Source organism: Microbispora sp. CSR-4 (assembly GCF_008033685.1).
Classification (GTDB): domain Bacteria; phylum Actinomycetota; class Actinomycetes; order Streptosporangiales; family Streptosporangiaceae; genus Microbispora.
Window position 1 is genome coordinate 1 of sequence record NZ_VJVX01000073.1, and the last position, 19,152, is coordinate 19,152.

Sequence of the window (19,152 nt, forward strand, 5' to 3'; positions counted from 1 at the left end):
GCGCGGCCCGTGGAACGGCCTGGACGACGTCGAGATCGCCACCATGGAATGGGTCGACTGGTACAACAACCGGCGCCTCCACAGCGCCTGCAACGACCTCCCACCAGCCGAATTCGAGACCCACTACCGAACACAAACCGCCACGGCTATCCTCACCCCAGCCAGCTAACCCGGCCTCCACGAAACTCGGCGCGGTTCACTCTGTGGTGGAGATGCTGCCGTGGCCGAGGCGTTCCTTCACCACCTGGAGGTCGGCGCCGCCGGCCAGCAGCCACGAGGCGTGGGCGTGGCGGAGGTCGTGCATCTTGACCTTGAACTCCAGACCTGAAGCGGCCAGTGCGGGTCGCCAGACCTGGTCACGGAACCAGCGGCGGGGGATGTGCCCGTCGGTGTCCCAGCGGCGTGGCCGGCGGGGGTTGTCCTTGCCGGAGGACCGGCGCTCGGCGCGGTAAATGGCGTAGGCGTTCTTGCAGTGCGCGCAGCGGCACTTGCCTGCGGAGTACGCGCTGAGTGTGCCATGCCGATACCGTCGTCCGGCAGTGTTCGGCTCGGTCAGGCCCAGGTGCTCTGCTGGCTCCACCTTGGGCTGCGGCGCGGACTCCTCGGGCTGGTAGACGAAGAGCAGGTCGTCCCGCTCGAGCTTGCTGTCTTCGATGTGCTGCTTGAGCTTCGCCGTTATCTGCGGGCTGAGCTTGAAGCGGCGAAACTCCCGGTCTTTCGGATACTCCTTGATCAGGAACCGCTTCCCCTCGGGATGATGCTTGGGGTTGATCTCGATAATCGTCCGGCTCACCGTGACGATCCGGCTGAGCACGTCGAGGTCCTTGACGCGGAGCTCGGTGAGTTCGCCCCAGCGCATGCCGCTCTCGATGGCGGTCTCGGCCAGGAGCCGAGCCTCCTCGGTGGGCAGCGCGAAGTAGAGCTTGTCGAACTCCTCAGGGGACACGATCCGTAGCGGCTTCTTCGGCACTGTTGGCGTCTTCACCCCCTTGCACGGGTGCAGCGCGGTGACCTGGTCATTCAGTGCCGTTGTGAAGATGCCGCTGAGGATCGACTTGTTGAGCCGGATGGTGGCGGGGGAGTGGCCGCGGTCCTGCTGGTCCTTCACCCAGGCGCGTACGTCGCTGGGCAGGATCTCGATCATGCGCATGGGCCCGAACCAGTCCATGATGTGGGCATAGATCGAGTAGGTGTAGCCCTCGCGGGTCGTCGCCTCCATAACGTGATGGGGCAGCCACTCCTCCTCGACATACCGCCGGAAAGTCTGCTTGCTCCGAGCCGGGGTGCCGGCGCGCCCCTCGTCGAGCTTGGCCTCGGCTCGTTGCCAGGCTTTGTCGGCCTCGCGCTTGCTCCCGAAGGTGCCAGCGGACCGCTGTTCGCCGCGCAGGTCTCGATAGAGCGCGGCATAGCGAACCCGGCCCCTGCTGTCGATCCGCTTGCGGGAGAAGCCCATTCCGACCCCCATGATCGTGTCATCGCTGTGTCACCGGATCCGACGTCAGTCGGCGTCATCTCCCGGTACTGCTCGGCATGAAAATCATGCCTCTGACCTGCATAGTAGCGACTGCGCTCCCCGGAGCGAGGGAGTCGAATGAACGCGAAAACGCGACTGGGGGTCAAGGGGTCGTGGGTTCAAATCCCGCCGTCCCGACACTGTTGTAGCAGGTCAGAGGCCTGATCACTCTCCAAGTGATCAGGCTCTTTTGCTGTCTGACCGTCGTTTGACCGTGAAGACGAACGTGCCGACCGCTCCCGACCGGTGCCCATCAATACCGGCGCTGACCAGGGGATCCACGGTCAACGAGGGTGCGTGTGGCCGCCGTGTTCAGATGAGCTTCCTCGTCATCGAGGGAACTGTCCGTTTGGGCGGATCCAGCGGTAAAGAATCTACTTTGTAAAGAGTGGCCGCTTTTAGAAGCGTCCAAGAGGAACCGCTCTCGTGCGGGTCGTGGCGGGGAGCCGTTAGAGGATAGACTCCTGGCCTTCCTGATCACCCCGCTGCTCGCCGCACTCGAACCCGATCGTGTTCACGAGGCGTGAGAGACCCGAAGGTTGTGGGCGAGGTCGGTGCCAAGGACGCCGACCACGAGAGCCACCCCCGTACTCCTGGGAAGCGCATCAGGGCTTCAGAAGTTCGACCATCAGAACCTTCACACGGTCGTAGATCTCATTCCGTATCACGCGCACAGCATCGATGCCTTGCCCGGCCGGGTCGTCGAGTTTCCAGTCCTCGTACCGTTTGCCGGGGAGGATAGGACATGCATCACCGCAGCCCATGGTGATGATCACGTCGGATGCCTGAACGGCGTCGGCAGTGAGCAGCTTCGGTCTTTCGGCACTGATGTCGATGCCGACCTCGCGCATGGCGTCGACGGCGACAGGGTTGACCTGCTCCCTGGGCGCTGACCCGGCCGAACGGACCTGGACGCGGTCGCCGGCCAGGTGCGCGAGCCAGCCGGCCGCCATCTGGGAACGGCCGGCGTTGTGTACGCACACGAACAGGACGCTGGACATCGGGGGCATGGATGGTCCCTTCGATCTGTCTGGGAGTTCCTGATATTCGCTCTGGCCGATGGTCACCAGTCCTCGAAGCGCTGCTCCCGCTGCATGCAACCGCAGGGCTCCTCCGTCGCTGTCCGCCGTGGCCAAGATGACGCGGGGCGACAAGGGGCATCCTTGGTTGACGTACGCCGCCTCGGTCCACCAGGCCTCCTGCCGAGAAGGGATTGCCGCCGGGAACGGCGGCCGGCGGCAATCCCGTCTGCTGTTCCCGCTACCTGAGCAGTAAATACGCTCCCGCGGCTACGGCGGCGGCGACAGGCGGTGTGCACAACCAAGCGATCAGAAGGTCACGGACCGTCTTCTTGTTGAGCCTGGACAGGTCATTGGCCGCGATGCCGGAGATGGCCCCTGCCGACACCTGCGTGGTCGACATGGGCAAGCCCAACATGGCACCCAGTCCGACGAGGCTCGCGGTCGTGAGATTGGCGGTGAAACCCTCGACATGAGGAATCTTGATAACGGAGTACGCGAGCCGGTCGGCGATGCGAGAGCCCGCCACGACACCTCCGATGGCCATGGCCGCGGTGACGGCGAACAGCAGACCGGTCGGGGTCATCCCGCCCACCATCGCGAAGGAGCCGATAGCAACGATCTTGGGCGCGTCGTTGAGGCCCCGGGCGAAGCTCGCCAGGCCACTTGTCGCCCAGTGAGCGATTCCGACGGCTTGCTGCGCCTTGGTCCGCTCGACCTGTGCCGTCAAGGTCCCGACCGGCGCCGCAGCACCGTCCGGGACCGGAGCCTGGATTCTTTCCGTTCTCGCAGTACGGATCGACACGACTTTCCGGGTGATGATTCCTAATACGGCTGAGATGGCGTAGGCCACCAGGATGCTCAGCAGCAGCGGCTGCACGACCTTCCCGAGCAGTCCGTTCCACTCGACCGCGGAGCCGGCGAACAGGCTTCCTGCGCCGAGAAGCGAGCCGACCAGGGCGTGGGTGGTGGAGACGGGCAACTTCAGGACGGTGGCCAAGACGACCCAGAAGATGGTTCCGATCAGCACCGCGACCGTGAAAGCCGGGGTGGGCGTGGCGGAGACGATGCCTTTGGAGAAGAGTTCGGTCATCTTCGAGGCCAACGTCAACGAGACGAGGCACCCGAGGGTGGTGGCTACCGTGCCCCATGCGATGGCCGTGCGGATTTTCGTCACGCCCGCGCCGGCGAGCGTGGCGACACCCTTCGGTACGTCGTTCGCTCCGTTGGCGGCGGCCAGTAAGAGCACGAGCACAAGTACGAGCACTTCCATGGGTATGCCTCCGGGGGGTAGCGGTGCTCGTGCGGGAGCGCGCAGCGAGAGGTATGGCGGGGCCTGACTACACGTCCGCGGGCATCAGACCGAAGAGCAATCTCGGACCGGCGCATCAGGCGCCGTCTTCCACAGGGTCAGCAGTCGCGGTTGCCTTCGGGGTCGTCGCACGTCCTGCGGCCGGAGAGGAACCGCCCCCGCAGGACCAGTCGCAGCCCTGTGCCGTGAGCGACCGTGGCGAGAGGTCCGCGGTACAGCGCGCAGGCGCCGTGGCGGACCGACAACATGTCGTCATCGATGTCGATTCTCAAAACGGAGCCGGCTGAGCCGACGGCCTGTGAGGCGATGAAACAGACCGCCCCGGCACCGTTGCCCAGGTCGAGCACCCGGTCGCCCGGTCGTGCGTAACCGACGGGAACTCCGCAGCGGTAATCCTTCTCCAATACAACTGAGGGAATCGCTGCAAGGTATTCCGGATCAGGGCGGCACGTGCCTGCCTCGGGGATCCGCGACGCGGCGCTGCAATGCTGTAGCGCTGTCGTACGGCCTGTTCGACGTTCACGCATCACCGGCCTTTGGGTCGTAGATCCCTTGTCCGACGGAAATAGCGTCAGCACTATCGGAGCTATCGTCAAGATCTGTGGATGAAGATCCTGTAAACAATTATTGACTGGTCTTGACCGCCGGTGATTACTCGAGCCGCTCGACGGCTTACCTTGACGGACTCAGGGTGACGAGATGGGTTGACCGCACGACACTGGCTGCCGGGCCGAGAAGCGGGTCGCGATCGCGTATTTCCGGTCAGGCCAAAAAGAGGGGAAACGCGCAGGAGGTCGGGCTGTACGGCCGAGGTTCGGGCGCGGTGACGACCCGACGTGTAGGGGCCGGCCCCCTGGCTCGCCGATCGAACGCTGTGGTCCGGTGCAATTGGCCGACATGCGGTATGGCGCAATTCCGAAACGTTTCGTAATGGTCGCGTAACAAGGGTCGTGTGCACGAATAGACAATCTCGTCAAGACTCTTGACCATTGCCGTCGGCCCCTTTTAATGTGCACCTGTCGGCTGGATCGATAGTTATCAATGTAGTTCACCTGGTCGAGATGGGGGGCGCTCTGTGGGCGGAGAGGAGCGCACCGCATCCTCCACTGCATCGCCTCCGACTCCGGCGGTAGGCGCCCTCGCCGGCTGGCGGGGATCGTACGTCTGGGCCACGCTCATCGGCCTGGCCATCGGCGTGTTGCTCTGCGTCCTCAACGTGCTGGTCCTGTTCCGCACCGGCACGTCCTTCGGAGGGTCGGCGCTGGTGGCCGCGCTGGGCGCGGCGCTGCTCCGGGTGGCGGGAGCGCTCAGCTGGCAGGGTCTCTTCGTCGTCTTCTCCATCGCGTCCAGCGGATACATGGCCACGGCCGCGCTGGACACCGGCGTCGGAGCCGTGGTCCTGCGGGCCGGTGAGCTGCCGGCCTGGGGTTTCCTGGTGGTGCTGGCGATGGCCGCGAACGCCGTGGGCATCCTCCTCGGAGGGCTCGTCGCGCGGACGCTGGTGGTCGCCGAGAGGCTGCCCTACCCGACCCTGAAGCCGGCCATCACCCTGATGGCGTCGCTCAGCCGCCCCAAGGACGGGGAGAGCGACCGGCTCGGCCGTATGCTTCCCATCGCCGCCGGTGTGGGCGCCGCGTCGGCCCTGGGGGTCGCCCTATGGGGTCACGAGGTCACGCCCGAGGTCACGGGCACCCATCTGGCCTTGGCCCTCTCGCCGTTGTTGTACGGAGTCGGGTTCCTCATCGGCCCGCGCGCGTGCGCCTGGCTTGCGGCCGGCGCGGCGTACACCGTCGTCGTGTGGGCGGTCCAGGACGGCACCGAGGGCCGGTCCGTGGCGTACAGCGACCATCTGTCCTATCCCTGGGTGCTCGCCGCCGGCGTCGGCCTCATCCTCGGCTACTCCCTCGCCTCGATCGCCCGCGTCCGCGGCCCGCTGGCGCGTTCCCTCCAGGGCGGCCGCCTGCTCCGGGGCCCCACGCGGTGGCTCGCCGTCGCCGTCCTCGTGGGAACGGCGCTGCCGGCGCTGGTGTACCCGTCCCTTCTGCGTTACCTCGGCTACGGCCTGCTCGGCGTCGTGCTGCTCGCCGTGATGACCGTGTTCCTCACCCGAGCAGGCGGCGAGATCGGGCTGGTTCCGTTGTCCCCGGCGCTCTACTTCAGCGTCGTGGCCTTCGCCGTATCCGGCGCGGACCGGACGGCGGCGTTGCTCATGGCCTCGACCATCTGCTGCGCGGCCCTCGCCGCCGTGTACTTCACCTACTCGGTGAAGGTCGCCCACGACCGTCCCGAGGGACTGGCCGAGCCGCCCGGGCGGCTGACGGGCTGGACGCAACTGGCGGGCGGCCTTGCCGGCGCCGTGGTCGGCGTCCTGGTGATCGCGGTGCTCAGCCGCGCGGGTGTGCTCGGGGGAGGCTCCTTTCCCGCTCCTGTGGCCACCGCGGTCCAGTTCGTGGACACCACCGTCCGGGGATCGGCCGAATACCCCGCCACCGTGGCCCTCGCGCTGGCCGTTTCGAGCCCCCTCGGCCTGGGCCTTGCCTTCACCTCGGCCATGCCCACGATGATCGGCCTCGGGGTGCTGCTTCCCCCCGCGAACTCGCTGACCCTCGCCGCCGGAGGCCTGACCCAGTGGCTGCTCACCCGCCGCAACCCCGGCCGGCGCAGCGGCACCGAGATCGTCGCCTCCGGTCTGATCATCGGAGAGGGCCTGATCACCATCGCGGTGCTCATCGTGCGGGAGGTCCTGCGGTGACCCGCAACCCGGGGCACGCGCCCCACCAACGACTCTCCCCGCCGCGACGCGGCGGGGAGCGGGCCGGAGAGCGCGGCAGAGATCACAGCGGAGGAGGTGATACCTATGATCGCCATTTCCATGATCGAGAACGCCGAAGTGTCCGAGAAGCAGACCGACTGCTGCACCGCCATGCGCGGCCGGAAGAACCTCGACGTCGTGACCAGCATCATGGCCAACGACCCCGACGGCTGCGAGTGACCGTGGCCGGCGGACCGTACGGCACAGGTATCCCCTGCCGCGCCCTCCACTTCCCGGCCCGCCCCCTCACCCACCCCCGGCGGCACCACAGGACACCGTTTCTGGGAGACACACCATGTTTGTGAGCCCGAACACCGTCACCTTCTCGGTGGAGCTCCCCGAGGGCACCCTGGACCCGGCCTATCTCGGCGAGAGCGGCAAGGTGAGCGTCCTCGCCAACGCGGTGTCCGGATCGATGGACATCGTCACCCCCGCCGAGGTCGCCGCGCTGGAACGGGTCCGCGCCGGAGAGGCCGTCGACCGTGAGCTCGTGGCCGGCCTGCTGGAGCGCGGGTACGTCTGCACCGACCTGGCCGAGGAGGAGGCGCGCTACCGCGCCATCGTCGACGGCTACTTCCAGGCGATCCAGGAGGCGCCGTTCCAGTTCATGTTCATCCCGTCGTTCGTGTGCAACCTGGCGTGCCCCTACTGCTTCGAGGGCGAGCTGACCACCAGGAGCCCGCGCATGGACGAGGAGATGATCGAGGCCGCGTTCGACACCATCCCCGAGATCCAGGACCGGCACCAGAACTCCGGCCCGCCGTACATCACCCTGTTCGGCGGGGAACCGCTCCTGGACACGCCCTACCAGCGCGGCGCCGTCGAGCAGATCCTGCGCGGCTCGTACGACCGCGGCTACCCGGTCACCGCGATCACCAACGGCGTGGCGCTGGACGCGTACGTGCCGATGCTGCTCAAGTACGGCTGTGAGGAGGTCCAGGTCAGCCTGGACGGCACGCCGAGGACCCACGACACCCGGCGGGTGTTCCGCAACGGCAGGCCGACGTTCGAGCTCATCGAGCGCAGCATCGACGTGGCCGCGGACGCCGGCATCCGCGTGCTGATCCGGGTGCTGATCGACGAGGACAGCGTGGACGACATGCCGCGCTTCGCGGAGTTCGCACAGGCCAAGGGGTGGCTCGACCACCCGAAGATCCGCCTGTTCAACGGCTTCACCAAGGCCACCACGTTCCTGTACGTCACCCCCGACCACCCCGAGGAGAAGCGCAAGCGCATGGTCCGGGGGGACGTCAAGGCCGGGCTCCAGGAGGCCTTCTGGCGCATGGTTCAGCAGAACCCCCTGGTGGACCGCATGCTGCAGCCCGACCTCGCCCGCATCAGGTCGGCCGTCCTGGAGGGCGACCGCCTGCGGCCCAACCTCCAGGGATGCAGCGCCGGCACGAGCGTCGTCGCCTTCGACCCCAACGGCAAGATCTACGGTTGCCCCGAGACCGTGGGCCGTCCCCAGCACGCCTGTGGGACGTTCTATCCCGAGTTCAGCTACGCGGCCGGCTACCGGGATCCCTGGCGGCACCGCCACGTGGACACCGTGCCCATGTGCCGCGACTGCAACGTGAAGTTGTTCTGCGGGGGCGGCGGCTGCCCCATCAAGGCGTGGGCGGCCAACGGCGGCGACTTCAACACCTGCTACTGCCCCAAGGTGTCCAGCATCACGACGCGTGTCGAGACCCAGTTGGCCTACCTGCTGCCCATGGCGCTGCGCCGGCAGCAGGAGCACGCGAACCGACCGGAAGGAGAAGAGGGAACGTGGGAGCAGATGACACGCGTGGGTTCGTTTCCCTGGATGAGCTGATCCGGCCGGGAACGTCGATCGAGGCGGTCGTCGAGCCGGCCGCGTGCGGATGCGCCCCGGCGACCGCGGACGAGGCGTCGGGCTGCTGCGTGGCCCCGGAAGCGGCCCTGGAAGCGGTCCCGGCCGACCAGCGTCCCGTTCCCGTCGAGACGCACGTCAAGAAGCGTTACGACGCGCTGGCGGTGCAGGGCACCAGCACGCTGTGCTGTTCTCCCACGTCGGTCTACACCCCGGAGGAGCTCGCCGAGATCCCCGGCTGGGTCCTGGAGCTGTCGAGCGGCTGCGGCTCGCCCATGAACGCGATCGGCCTGCGCCCCGGGCAGACGGTCGTGGACTTCGGCTGCGGCGCCGGGCTGGATCTGCTGATCGCCGCGCGCAGGGTGGGTGAGACGGGCCGGGTCATCGGCGTCGACGCGTCGATGCAGATGGTCAGGACGGCTCGGCGCGCGGCCAGGGAGATGGGGCTCAGGAACATCGACGTGCGGGTCGGCGACATCCGGCGCCCACCGGTGCGTGAGGCCAGCGTGGACGTGGTGATGAGCAACTGCGTCCTCGGCATGTTCCCCGACAAGAAGGAAGTGCTTCACGCGGTCGCGGCGGTCCTGCGCCCGGGAGGGGTGGCGGTGATCTCCGATGTCGTGTACTCCGACGACGGCCCGCCCCCGGCGGATGTGGCGGCCGGCGAGTCCGCAGGCGCGGAGGACTTCGCCCGGTGCGTGGTGGGCATGACCGAGAGCCAATACCGTGACCTGGTGCTCGGCGCGGGCTTCGGCAGCGTGGACATGCGCAGCGACGGGCTCGTTCCGTACCGCGACGGTGCGCAGGTCACCAGCGCCATGATCTTCGCCTACCGGGACGACAGCCCCGCCCGACCGTGCTGCTGACCGGCGGCTCGCCCGCGCTTTTCCGGGACGTCGGTCTCCGGGCGGACGACTACGCCGAGGTACGCGTCGAACGCGCGAGGACCGTCGACCTGGTGTGGCGCGGCGACGGCCTGGAAAGCAGCGTGACCAGCCGTGACGAGGGGTGCTGTGCCCGTGTGATCGGCCGGTCGGGGTCGGCGTTCGCGTCGGACACCGCCATGGACGCCGGGCCGGTGCTGCGCAGGGCCGCGCGGGACGCCGTCGAGCTGGGGTGTGCGGCGGGACGCCTCGCCGCACACCGGCCCTATCGGGACGACCGTCCCGGCGAGATCGGCGAGCTCGCGGAGACGGTCGGGCTGGCGGAGAAGGTGGAACTGCTCGGCGCCTACCACGCGGCGGCGCTGGCCGCGCATACCGGCGTGACCGGGGCGCTCGTCTACTACCGCGAGTCGGTCGCGGACGTGGAGCTGTTCACCAGCGAGGGGACCGGTGTCTCCTACCGGCGCAGGGACCTGACGCTACAGATCACCGTTTACGCCGACGGCGGCGCCGCGAGGACCGCCGGCTCGGTGTCGGCCGGCAGCGGCGGCGACTTCTCGGTGGTGCGGGGTCTGGGCCCGGACGTGGAGGCCGCCGTCGCGACCGCGGTGGATTTGCGCGCCGCCCCCGTGGTGGCACCGGGGGAGTATGACGTGGTCTGCGACGGCCCGCTGGCCGGCATCTGGGCCCACGAGACGATCGGGCATCTCGCCGAGGCCGATCACCATCTCGGGGACGCGCCTCTGCAACGGTCGCTGGCCCCCGGACGCCGGCTCGGCCCGTCCATGCTGACGATCACCGATCACCCCGGACGTCCCGGTGCGCGGGGATTCGTACCGGTGGACGACGAGGGCACGGCGGGGTCTCCGGTGGAGCTGCTGCGCGACGGCGTCGTCACCCGGCCCCGGCTGCACGATCGCTCCACCGCGGCGGCCTTCCGCGAGGACCCCACCGGAAACGCCAGAGCCCTGAACTTCCGCCACCCGCCGCTGCCCCGGCTGCGGACGATCGCCATCGCCCCCGGTGCCGCCTCCGAGGAGGAGATGATCGGCGGTGTGGCGCGCGGGCTGCTGGCCCGCGGCGTGCTCGGCGGGCAGACCGACCGCGCCGGATTCACCTTCCTGCCGGCGGAGTGCCGGGAGATCCGCGACGGCGAGGTCCGCGGCCGGGTCAGAGGCGTGGTGCTGTCCGGCGACGTGCTCGGCGCCTTCGCGGCCATCGACGCGATCGGCCGTGAGCAGTGGCGCGGCGACACCTCGGCGAGCTGCGGCAAGCAGGGCCAGAACGGGCTGCCGGTCAGCTCCTGGGCCCCCATGCTGCGATTGCGAGGCATACGTGTCACCTCTGGCTGACCGGCTGGACCACGTCGCGGCGGAGGCCGCGGCCCGCGCCGGCCACTGGGAGATCCTGGCCGTCGAGCGCGACGACACCGTGGTGGAGGTCGGTTCGGGCGTGCCCGACCTGGTCAGGTCCGCGCACGAGACGGCGCTGTGCCTGCGGGTGCACCTCCACGGCCGGGTGGGCACGGCCACCACGACCCGCCTCGACGACGTGCGCGGGCTCGTCGGCGAGGCCGTACGGAACGCGGCTCACGGGCCCCCGGCGTCACCCGACCCGGTCGCCGGGAGGAACGCCGCCCTTCTGGCCGCCGAGAGGCCCGCCCCGGATCAGGGCACCCGATCCGTACGGCTCCTGGCCGAGCGGCTGGGCGCGCTGCAACGCTCGGCCGGGTTGACCGTGCACGGCACGGTGACCCGGACCGAACAGGCGGTGCACCGCGCGGCCCCGGACCGGCGCACCACGACCTCGGACCGGTTCTTCCACATCGCCGCTCTGGCGGAAGGGACGGCCGTCCAGCTGCCGTGGACCGGCTGGACCCGGACGCCGGAGCTGCCCGCCGCGCTCTCGGCGTGGCTGGAGGCCGCGGCCGGATGGGACGGGCTGCCCGCCGCCGACGCGCCCTCCGGCGACCACGACGTGCTGCTCGCCCCGTCCGCGGTGCACACCCTGCTCACCCCGCTGGTCACCGCGCTGAACGGCACCGCCGTCACCGCGGGCCGCTCGTTCGTCGCCGGGCATCTGGGCGAGCCGTTCCTGCACCCCTCGATCGGCCTGCGCGACCATCCCTCGGAGCCGGCCGCGCCGGACGACCCGGACGACGAGGGCACCGGCGGGCTGGCCTGGCCGGGCAGCGACGACGACGGCGTGCCATGCGCGCCCCTCACGCTGGTCGAGCGGGGCGTCCCGGTCCGGGCGTACCACAGCGTCCGTACGGCGGCCGCGTGCGGGACGGCGCCCACAGGGCACGGCTTCCGGGGCAACGCGCTGCGCCGCACGGTGCTCAAACCTGCCACGCCGGTTCTCAACGGCGCGACGCTGTCCGCCGGATCGGCCGACGTCGGTTCCTTCGACGACCTGCTGGCAGGCGTCCGCGAAGGGGTGCTCGTCGAGTCGCTGATGGGCGGGCACCAGCGTGCCGGCCTCTCACCGGTCGTCGAGGGCAGGCTGCGGCTCGGATTTCTAATCAGGGACGGACGGGTGGCCGGGATCCTCCGGCAGCGTCCGATCGCCCTGGACCTGCGTGAGGTGCTCGGCCGCCGCTTCCGCGCGGTCAGCGACCGCCGGTGGGCCGTGAGCAGGATCTGGTCGGGCCGCATGCCGTTCGTGCTGGCCGGTGGGACATGACGCGAGGAGCGGCCGATGTATGACGTGATCGTGGTCGGGGGCGGCGTCACCGGGGCCGCGAGCGCCGCCCTGCTCGCGCGGGAGGGTCTGCGGGTGCTGTTGTGCGACCGCACCCGCCTGCCCGCCCCGGCCGTCTCCACCCACTTCTTCGGCCCGACGGCGCTGTCCTTCCTGGACCGGCTCGGCGTGCTGGACGAGGTGCTCGCCACCGGCGCGCCACCGCTGCGGCGCTGGCACCTGGAGGTCGAGGGCGGCTATTACGGCGCGCCCATGCTGCCCCGCTCGCCGTACCACTACAACCTGTGCGTACGCCGGGAGACCCTCAGCGGGATCCTGCTGCGCGCCGCGAGCCGGCATGGGGCCGAGATCAGGGAACGCAGCCCGGTGCGGTCCCTGCGCTGGGACGGTGACCATGTCGCCGGGATCGAGGGCGCGGGGTGGTCGGAGAAGGCCAGGATCGTCGTGGGCGCGGACGGGCGGAGTTCTCCGACCGCCCGTCATGTCCGCGCGGCCACCACCTTCGACGCCGGGGCCATGCGCTGCACGTTCCACGCCTACTGGGAGGACGTCGTCCCCATGCCCTCGCCCGCGCTGGAGCTGTGGCACGACGACGGCCACGTGCTCCAGGTCGGCCCGTGCGACGGCGGGCGATGGGTGATCATGGTGTCGGCGCCCATGGAAGAGCACGCGGCCCTCCGGGCGGACGCGGGGGGCGACGAGGGGTACGAGCGCCTGCTCCGGTCGATCCCCGCCATGGCGGACCGGTTGCGCACGGCACGGCGGGTCTCGCCCGTGTACGCGTCGAAGAGCCTGCGGAACTTCCAGCGCGAGCCGGCGGGGCCGGGCTGGCGACTGGCGGGCGACGCCTACTGCCACAAGGACCCGCTGTTCGGCGCGGGCATCACCGACGCCTGCGCGGCGGCGGAGACTCTCGCCGCCACGGTGCCGCTCGCGGTCGACGGCGACACGCCGCAGGCGCGGGAGAGCTACGCGACCACCCTGGACGAGCGTGTCGGGCGGAAGGTCCGCGCGGGTCTCGCGGGGCTGCGCATCGACCCGCCGGAGCCCGGGCAGCTCGCGTGGATCCGCGGCGTGCTGGCCCATCCGGGTCTGGCACTGGAGATGACCCGCCGCTGCTCGGAGCTGTTCGCCGGGCTCCCGGAGGACCGGCGTGAGTTCTGGCAGCGGGTCGCCGACGGCGCCTCGGAGGTGCTCGGCCTGCCCCCGGCCGCCTCGGTGGACCCGTCGTGACCGCCGTTCCCGGCTACCTGGCCGCCCACGTTGAAAATCTTGTGGCCCTCCAGGCGAGGGTCGCCCACGCCCGCTGGCTGGCCGCGACGGGACAGGGCGAGGACCACCCGGCGCGGCCGGAGGGCGGCCTCACCTGGCTGACCGACGGCGGGCTCGTCCTCACGGCATTGGAGCACGGCGACCTGCACTACGCCGGGGAGCTGGTCCTCTGGTACCTCCGCGTCCGGCTGACGGAGGCGACCGCGCGGCTGCGGCTGCTCCAGCGCACCGTCACCGCCGAAGCCGGTGGCAGGACGCTCACCCACGGGGAACTGGTCGCCCTCTCGCGGACGGTCACCGACGACCGGCGGCGTGCCGAGGTCCGGGCCGCGCTCGCGGACGTCGGGGAGCGGCTGCGCGAGGGCCGGCGGCGCTGGCTCGACGCGTACGCCGAGGCGCGGGCCGAGCTGGGGTTCCCGACGCACGCCGCGCTGGTGCGGGCGCTGCACCCGGAGGTGGACCGGTTCGTGGCCCACGCCCGGAACTGGCTGGACGCCACGCGGGCGGGGTTCCTCAAGCGATGGGACGACTGGCGGGCACGCGACGCGATCGCCACCCCGTCCATGGGGGACGCTCGCCTTGTCGCCGCACGCGCCGTCCTGCCCGAGGGCGCCCGCGGCGCGCTCGAAAGCGTGCGCTCCACCGTACGCGCGTGGGGTTTCGGCGGATGCCTGGACCGCATCCTCGTCGACGACGTCGCACGGCCCGGCAAGTCGGGCACGGCGTTCTGCTCGCCGGTCGCGCCGCCGGCCGACGTGCGGGTGTCCACCACGCCGGGCACGACATTGGGGCACCATGCCACACTTCTGCACGAGTTCGGGCACGCGCTGCACTTCACCGCGGGCACCCGGCACCCCGCCGACCTGTGGCGCACGCACCCGGCGCTGACCGAGGCGTTCGGCTTCGCCCTGGAACGCGTCGTCCGGCGGCCGGACTGGCAGCGGCGCCACCTCGGCGTCATGGTGGGCGCCGAGGCCGCGGAGCGCCTCGCCTTCGCGCGTGAGCACGTACGGCGCCTGGTGGCGACCAGCCTCTGCTACGAGATGGCGGTGCACGACGGCTGCCCGGACCCGGCCGCCGAGTATGTGCGCTCGTACGAGCGGGAGTTCGGCGTCGCGGTGGACCCAGGGGCCGCGTGGGACCGGATGCAGACCTACCTGGAGGGCAAGCCGTGCTACCCGCTGGTGTATCACCAGGCGTTCATGCTGCGCGAGACGCTGTGGGACCACCTGACCGGCCGGGCGGGGGAGCGGTGGTACGCGGGCCCGGACGCCGGGCCGGCCATGCGGGAGCTCTTCGGGAGGTTCGCCGCGGGCGGCGGCGCGGAGGAGTGGCTGTCACCCGGCGGCGTCCCGCTCGGACAGGTCCACGGCGAGGGCGAGCTCGGCCCTGGCGGCCCCGGTGAGCCTGACGAACCGGTCATCGGCGGGCAGGCGCTCGATCAGTCTCAGCGTGTGCCGTGAGACCGCCCAGGAGGGGAACAGCCGGACGGCGATCGTATGCGCCGGTTCCCGGTCTCCCACGGCGGCCAGCAGCGGGGGGACGTCGTGCGCGTAGCGCCGCGCGAACGGCGCGAGCAGGTGATGGTGCGCGGGGTGGGCGAACCCGTCGGCGAGCGCGCGGACCTGCGCGACGCTCCCGCTGCCCAGTATGGTCGTCCACGCCCACTCCTTGGCCTCCGCGGTGGGCACCGACGCCCTGAGCCGTTCGGTGAGCCGGTCTCCCGCGGCGGGGAAGGCGCCGGTGACGTCCTCCAGGGGCTCGCCGTGCGCGACAAGGGACCGGGCGAGCCTGCGGCGTAACGCGTCGTCCACGTCGAACGGGGCCGCTCCGTGAAACCATTTCCGCACCGTGCCGACGTGAGCGGCCGTCAGCGCCGCGTCCGCGACGGCCCGCGCCGCCGCCAGCCTCTGGTCCGCGTCGCCGTTCGCGTCGCCGTCGTGGGTGCCGGCGACCTCCAGCAGGAGGTCCACGTACGAGGGCCAGCCGTGGGCACGGGCCCAGCCCTGCTCGGTGTAGGCCGTCAGCACCGTGGCGGCCCGGACGAGGAGCCGCTGGAACACGCCGATCTGCGTCTCGGCCGTCAGGCCGCCGAGGACCATCGTCAGGAACCGCCGCGGCGGCAGCTCCCCGTGCCGGACCATGTCCCACGCCGCCGTCCAGCAGAGCGAGCGAGCCATGGGATCGGCCAGCCGGCCGATCCGGTGGACGATCTCCTCCGTCGAACGCAAATCGAGCACGATCCGGCAGTACGTCAGGTCGCCGTCGTTGGGCAGCACGAGGGCGCCGCGCCGGCTGCCGACGAGCGCGTCGACGCTCGTGCGCGGGCCGTCGGCGTCGAGTTCGTGCCTGCGCACACGGACCAGATCGCCGTGGCGGTCCTCCGCGTAGACGCCCACCGCGAGACGGTGCGGCCTCGGCACTCCCTCCTGCAGCAGGTCGAAACGCGTGAAGCGCCCGGCACCGTCGACGTCGAAGTCGGCCCGCACCTCGGTGAGCCCGGCCGTCAGCAGCCAGGTGTCGGCCCAGGCGGTCAGGTTCCGGCCGCCCGCCTTCTCCAGGGCGCCGAGCATCTCGGCACGGCCGGCGGTGCCGTGGGAATGGTCGGCGAAGTAGCGCCGCATGCCCTCCAGGAACACGTCGAGCCCCAAGCGGGCCACGAGCTGGCGCAGCACGCTCGCGCCCTTGTGGTACGTCAGCGCGTCGAAGGCCGACCCGGCCGCGTCCACGTCGGGGACGCCGGTCACCACCGGGTGGGTGGAGGCCGACTGGTCCAGGAGGTACGCGTGCGCCTTCTTGCCGGCGGCGAAGTCGGCCCAGGCGCCGGCGTCCCCCGTGAGCCGGGTCAGCGCGTGGACGCCGGCCCAGGTGGCGAACGCCTCGCTCAGCCACAGGTCGTCCCACCAGCGCAGCGTGACGAGGTCGCCGAACCACTGGTGGGAGAGCTCATGGAAGATCATCTCGTCCCGGCGACGGTGCGCGTACCGGGTCACCGCGCGGTCGAACACGAACGTCTCCGCGGCGAACACGCAGGCGGCGTTCTCCATGGCCCCGAAGTTGAACTCGGGGACGAAGCACAGGTCGAGCTTGCGGAACGGATAGGGCGTCGCGAACGCCTCGGCGAAGAACGCCACCCCCGCCCGGAGCCGCTCCAGCAGCACGGCCGGGTCGAGGTCCGCCGCCAGGGAACGCCGGGAGTGCACCCCCAGGGGCACGGCGCCTCCCCGGTGCTCCGTCCACGACGCCCACGGGCCGGCCGCCACGGCCGCCACGTACGTGCTGATCGGCGGGGGGGGCGCGAACCTGTGGACGCCTGCCTGGGGCCGGCCGTCGAGCGGGGCGTTGGACAACACGGTCCATCCGTCCGGAGCGGTCACGCTGATCGCGAAGGACGCCTTGAGATCGGGCTGGTCGAAGCAGGCGAACACCCGCGGGGCGTGGCCGGGCTGCAGGTGGCTGTACACGTACACCTGATGGTCGACCGGGTCCGTGTAGCTGTGCAGGCCCTCGCCACTGGTGGAGAAGTCGTAGTCCGCTTCCACGGTCAGCTCGTTGCGAGCCGCCAGACCGGGCAGGAGAATCCGGCCCGCGCCGTCGTATTCGACCGGCCGCCCGTTGAGCACGGCGGCACGCACCCGCCGGGGCAGTGCGTCCGCCCAGCTGGAAGCACCCGGCCGGGCGCAGGTGAAGCGGATCGTGCTCGTGGAGCGGAACACCGGCTCCCCGGTGCGGCTCAGGTCGAGGTGAATGTCGTACGACCGCACGCGCAGCAGAGCACCACGCCTCATCGCCTCGGCATGGGTCAACGGGGGACGCGGTATGACGAGACCTCCTGCGCGGAAGGGTTGTCTAGACTCGTGGGGGATGCGGCCGGGTGATCCACGCCCGGGGCGCTTAGGGAGAGGACCTGATCGCCATGGCCGAGCACGACGAGCCTGTGCTGCTGCCGCATGAAGACCTTCCCGCGGTCGAACCCGGAGTGCCGCGCCCGGCCCGGGTGACGGAGCCGTTGACGCGGGAGCAGAGCATCGAGCTGGCCGCGGGCTTCAAGGCGCTCGGCGACCCCGTACGGCTGCGGTTGCTCTCGCTCGTCGCCTCCCACCTCGACGGTGAGGCGTGCGTGTGCGACCTCGTCGGGGCGTTCGACCTCACCCAGCCGACCATCAGCCATCACCTCAGGGTTCTCCGGGACGCCGGGCTCGTCACGTCTACTCGCCGGGGCACCTGGGTCTACTACCGTGTCGTGCCCGAGGCGCTCACCGCATTGACCAACATCATCGCCCTGCCCGCCGCCGCCACGCGATAGGCGATCCGGCGATCGGTCGCGTATCGCTGCCCTCATTGCGGAAACGATGCGCGACTTCTTTCGCGCACGAATAAATTTTCAACTATGATAGCACCTGCATTGATTGTCATCAATACCCATTTCTGGTGTGACTTCGCGGCATTGTTAATCGTTTGTTTCCTGTCGTCGGGAATCTTGACCTCGTGGAACGGACGCTGTTAGCTGGCTGGCGGATAGCGGATCACCGAAACCCCTGCGACACCCCGTGACGTGAATACTCACTCGTGCCGTGCCATGCGGCGATATCTGTACGGAGCACCGTTAGCAGAAGTGAGGCGAACGCCGGTTGATCACTTTCATGACCTTGAGTGGTTTTCTCGGTGCGGGCAAGACCACCACTCTCGTCGCGGTCGCGAAACATCTCCAGTCGCAGGGCCGGAATGTCGCGGTCATCACCAACGACCAGGGCACCGAACTGGTGGACACACAGCTCGCCAGGTCGGCGATCGCGGAGGCCGGTGAGGTGACGGGCGGATGTTTCTGCTGCCGATTCGAAGACCTGCTGACCGTCGCGCAGCGCCTCGTCGACGGCCACCAGGTGGACACCCTGCTCGCCGAGGCGGTGGGCAGTTGCACCGATCTGCAGGCCACTGTCATCCGGCCGCTCAGCGCCCACTACGGTGAGCGGTTCACGCCCGCACCTCTCCTGGTCGTGGTCGAACCGGAAAGGCTTGACGCGCTCCGTACGTCGCTGCCGCTGGACGACACGGAGTCGGACATGTCCTACCTGTTCGGTAAGCAGTTACAGGAAGCCGACGTGATCGCGCTCAACAAGATCGACCTGCTCGGCGCGGCGAAGGCCGCCGCCGTCATCGCGGATCTGCGCGAGCGGTACCCGACCGCCACCGTTCTCGGCTACTCGGCGAAAACGGGGGAAGGTCTGGAACAATTGGTGTCTCTCTGGCTGGGCGCGGAGCCCGCGAGGCGCGGTCTCGACATCGACTACGACCGCTACGCCAACGCCGAGGCCGCGCTGGCGTGGCTGAACCTCGGCTTGGACGTGACGGCGGCGGAGGGTTTCGACCCCGATGCCTGGGCACGTGGGCTGATGGAGCACCTGTCCGCGGCCGCCGCTCGCAACGCCTGGATGATCGGCCACGTGAAGGTCAGCCTCGAGTCCGCCGGTGACCTGAGCAAGGTGAGCGTGACCGCCGGGGGCGCCGAGCCGACCGTGGACGCCGTCGCGGGGAGGACGTTCACCGAGGCGGTGGCACGGCTCAACGCCCGCGTCGCGTGCGAGCCCGCCGAGCTCGACGCCGCGGTGGCGGAGGCGGTGGAGGCGGGGTCCGCCACCACCGGCACATCGGCCGTACAGAGCGCCGGCATCCCGTCGTTCAAGCCTGGCTACCCGCGTCCCACCTACCGGATCCCCGCCGCGGCAGGATGAGGTGAAGCCGGGCGCCCCAGGCGCCTGGGTGGCTGCCTCCCGCTCCGCCCGTCCTGTCTGTGCGGGCGTCGTCG

At 70.2% G+C, this 19,152-nt stretch carries 15 protein-coding genes; 10 read left to right on the plus strand and 5 right to left on the minus strand.

The genetic code is table 11. The features are described 5' to 3' along the window. The first annotated feature begins 19 nt into the window (after positions 1-19). A complete protein-coding gene (locus FLV34_RS43500) occupies positions 20-169 on the plus strand; it encodes an integrase core domain-containing protein (RefSeq protein WP_369074152.1) in 150 nt (49 codons plus the stop codon). A 27-nt stretch (positions 170-196) separates the two neighbouring features. On the opposite strand, the gene FLV34_RS35205 is transcribed toward FLV34_RS43500, so the two are convergent. The 4 genes from FLV34_RS35205 to FLV34_RS35220 form a co-directional block, all read right to left on the minus strand. Beyond that, on the minus strand, positions 197-1,465 hold the full coding sequence (locus tag FLV34_RS35205) for a site-specific integrase (protein ID WP_261986017.1): 1,269 nt from the start codon (positions 1,463-1,465) through the stop codon (positions 197-199). Positions 1,466-2,118: 653 nt separating this feature from the next. Further along, positions 2,119-2,523 carry an arsenate reductase ArsC gene (locus FLV34_RS35210; protein WP_147945169.1) on the minus strand — a complete coding sequence of 135 codons (405 nt, stop codon included), beginning with the start codon at positions 2,521-2,523 and terminating at the stop codon, positions 2,119-2,121. Between the two features lie 250 nt (positions 2,524-2,773). After that, complete coding sequence (locus FLV34_RS35215; RefSeq protein WP_147945155.1) at positions 2,774-3,805, minus strand: inorganic phosphate transporter; 1,032 nt, start codon at positions 3,803-3,805, stop codon at positions 2,774-2,776. 137 nt (positions 3,806-3,942) lie between these two features. Continuing rightward, positions 3,943-4,191: a hypothetical protein gene (locus FLV34_RS35220; RefSeq protein WP_147945156.1), complete on the minus strand. Its 249-nt coding sequence runs from the start codon at positions 4,189-4,191 to the stop codon at positions 3,943-3,945. A gap of 728 nt (positions 4,192-4,919) precedes the next feature. On the opposite strand from FLV34_RS35220, the gene FLV34_RS35225 reads away from it, so the two are divergent. The 7 genes from FLV34_RS35225 (at position 4,920) to FLV34_RS35250 (ending at position 13,307) form a co-directional block, all read left to right on the plus strand. Beyond that, entirely contained in the window at positions 4,920-6,596 is a 1,677-nt protein-coding gene (locus FLV34_RS35225) for an OPT/YSL family transporter (RefSeq protein ID WP_147945157.1), read from the plus strand. Positions 6,597-6,701: 105 nt separating this feature from the next. Next, positions 6,702-6,836, plus strand: a complete 135-nt coding sequence (locus FLV34_RS42900; RefSeq protein WP_259402773.1) for a hypothetical protein — start codon at positions 6,702-6,704, stop codon at positions 6,834-6,836. Between the two features lie 121 nt (positions 6,837-6,957). After that, entirely contained in the window at positions 6,958-8,469 is a 1,512-nt protein-coding gene (locus tag FLV34_RS35230; protein WP_168065937.1) for a radical SAM protein, read from the plus strand. Then, positions 8,424-9,353: a methyltransferase domain-containing protein gene (locus tag FLV34_RS42905; RefSeq protein WP_147945158.1), complete on the plus strand. Its 930-nt coding sequence runs from the start codon at positions 8,424-8,426 to the stop codon at positions 9,351-9,353. Before FLV34_RS35230 ends, FLV34_RS42905 begins: the two co-directional genes overlap by 46 nt. Further along, the gene (locus FLV34_RS35240) at positions 9,344-10,723 is read left to right on the plus strand and encodes a TldD/PmbA family protein (RefSeq protein ID WP_142647799.1); all 1,380 of its coding nucleotides are present in this window, start codon (positions 9,344-9,346) and stop codon (positions 10,721-10,723) included. Before FLV34_RS42905 ends, FLV34_RS35240 begins: the two co-directional genes overlap by 10 nt. Continuing rightward, a complete protein-coding gene (locus tag FLV34_RS35245) occupies positions 10,707-12,056 on the plus strand; it encodes a metallopeptidase TldD-related protein (RefSeq protein ID WP_168065935.1) in 1,350 nt (449 codons plus the stop codon). The genes FLV34_RS35240 and FLV34_RS35245 overlap by 17 nt, the downstream gene beginning before the upstream one ends. A 15-nt stretch (positions 12,057-12,071) precedes the next feature. Next, entirely contained in the window at positions 12,072-13,307 is a 1,236-nt protein-coding gene (locus tag FLV34_RS35250; protein WP_142647795.1) for an NAD(P)/FAD-dependent oxidoreductase, read from the plus strand. A gap of 1,376 nt (positions 13,308-14,683) precedes the next feature. Here FLV34_RS35250 and pepN read toward each other — a convergent pair. Continuing rightward, positions 14,684-17,134 (minus strand): aminopeptidase N, encoded by a 2,451-nt coding sequence (gene pepN / locus FLV34_RS35255; RefSeq protein WP_147945159.1) that lies wholly within the window; start codon positions 17,132-17,134, stop codon positions 14,684-14,686. Between the two features lie 128 nt (positions 17,135-17,262). Here pepN and FLV34_RS35260 point away from each other — a divergent pair, with 128 nt between their 5' ends. Both FLV34_RS35260 and FLV34_RS35265 read left to right on the plus strand, forming a co-directional pair. Further along, positions 17,263-17,652, plus strand: coding sequence for a helix-turn-helix transcriptional regulator (locus tag FLV34_RS35260; protein WP_147945160.1), 390 nt, complete (start codon positions 17,263-17,265; stop codon positions 17,650-17,652). A 325-nt stretch (positions 17,653-17,977) separates the two neighbouring features. Then, positions 17,978-19,078 (plus strand): GTP-binding protein, encoded by a 1,101-nt coding sequence (locus tag FLV34_RS35265; protein ID WP_261986018.1) that lies wholly within the window; start codon positions 17,978-17,980, stop codon positions 19,076-19,078. Positions 19,079-19,152 lie beyond the last annotated feature (74 nt).

Excerpts from the sequence above, each read along its gene's own strand:
- FLV34_RS42900 (WP_259402773.1), top strand. The coding sequence starts at position 6,702 with ATGATCGCCATTTCCATGATCGAGAACGCCGAAGTGTCCGAGAAGCAG.
- pepN (WP_147945159.1), bottom strand. The coding sequence starts at position 17,134 with ATGAGGCGTGGTGCTCTGCTGCGCGTGCGGTCGTACGACATTCACCTC.
- FLV34_RS35215 (WP_147945155.1), bottom strand. The coding sequence starts at position 3,805 with ATGGAAGTGCTCGTACTTGTGCTCGTGCTCTTACTGGCCGCCGCCAAC.
- FLV34_RS35260 (WP_147945160.1), top strand. The coding sequence starts at position 17,263 with ATGGCCGAGCACGACGAGCCTGTGCTGCTGCCGCATGAAGACCTTCCC.
- FLV34_RS35205 (WP_261986017.1), bottom strand. The coding sequence starts at position 1,465 with ATGGGGGTCGGAATGGGCTTCTCCCGCAAGCGGATCGACAGCAGGGGC.
- FLV34_RS35210 (WP_147945169.1), bottom strand. The coding sequence starts at position 2,523 with ATGCCCCCGATGTCCAGCGTCCTGTTCGTGTGCGTACACAACGCCGGC.
- FLV34_RS35250 (WP_142647795.1), top strand. The coding sequence starts at position 12,072 with ATGTATGACGTGATCGTGGTCGGGGGCGGCGTCACCGGGGCCGCGAGC.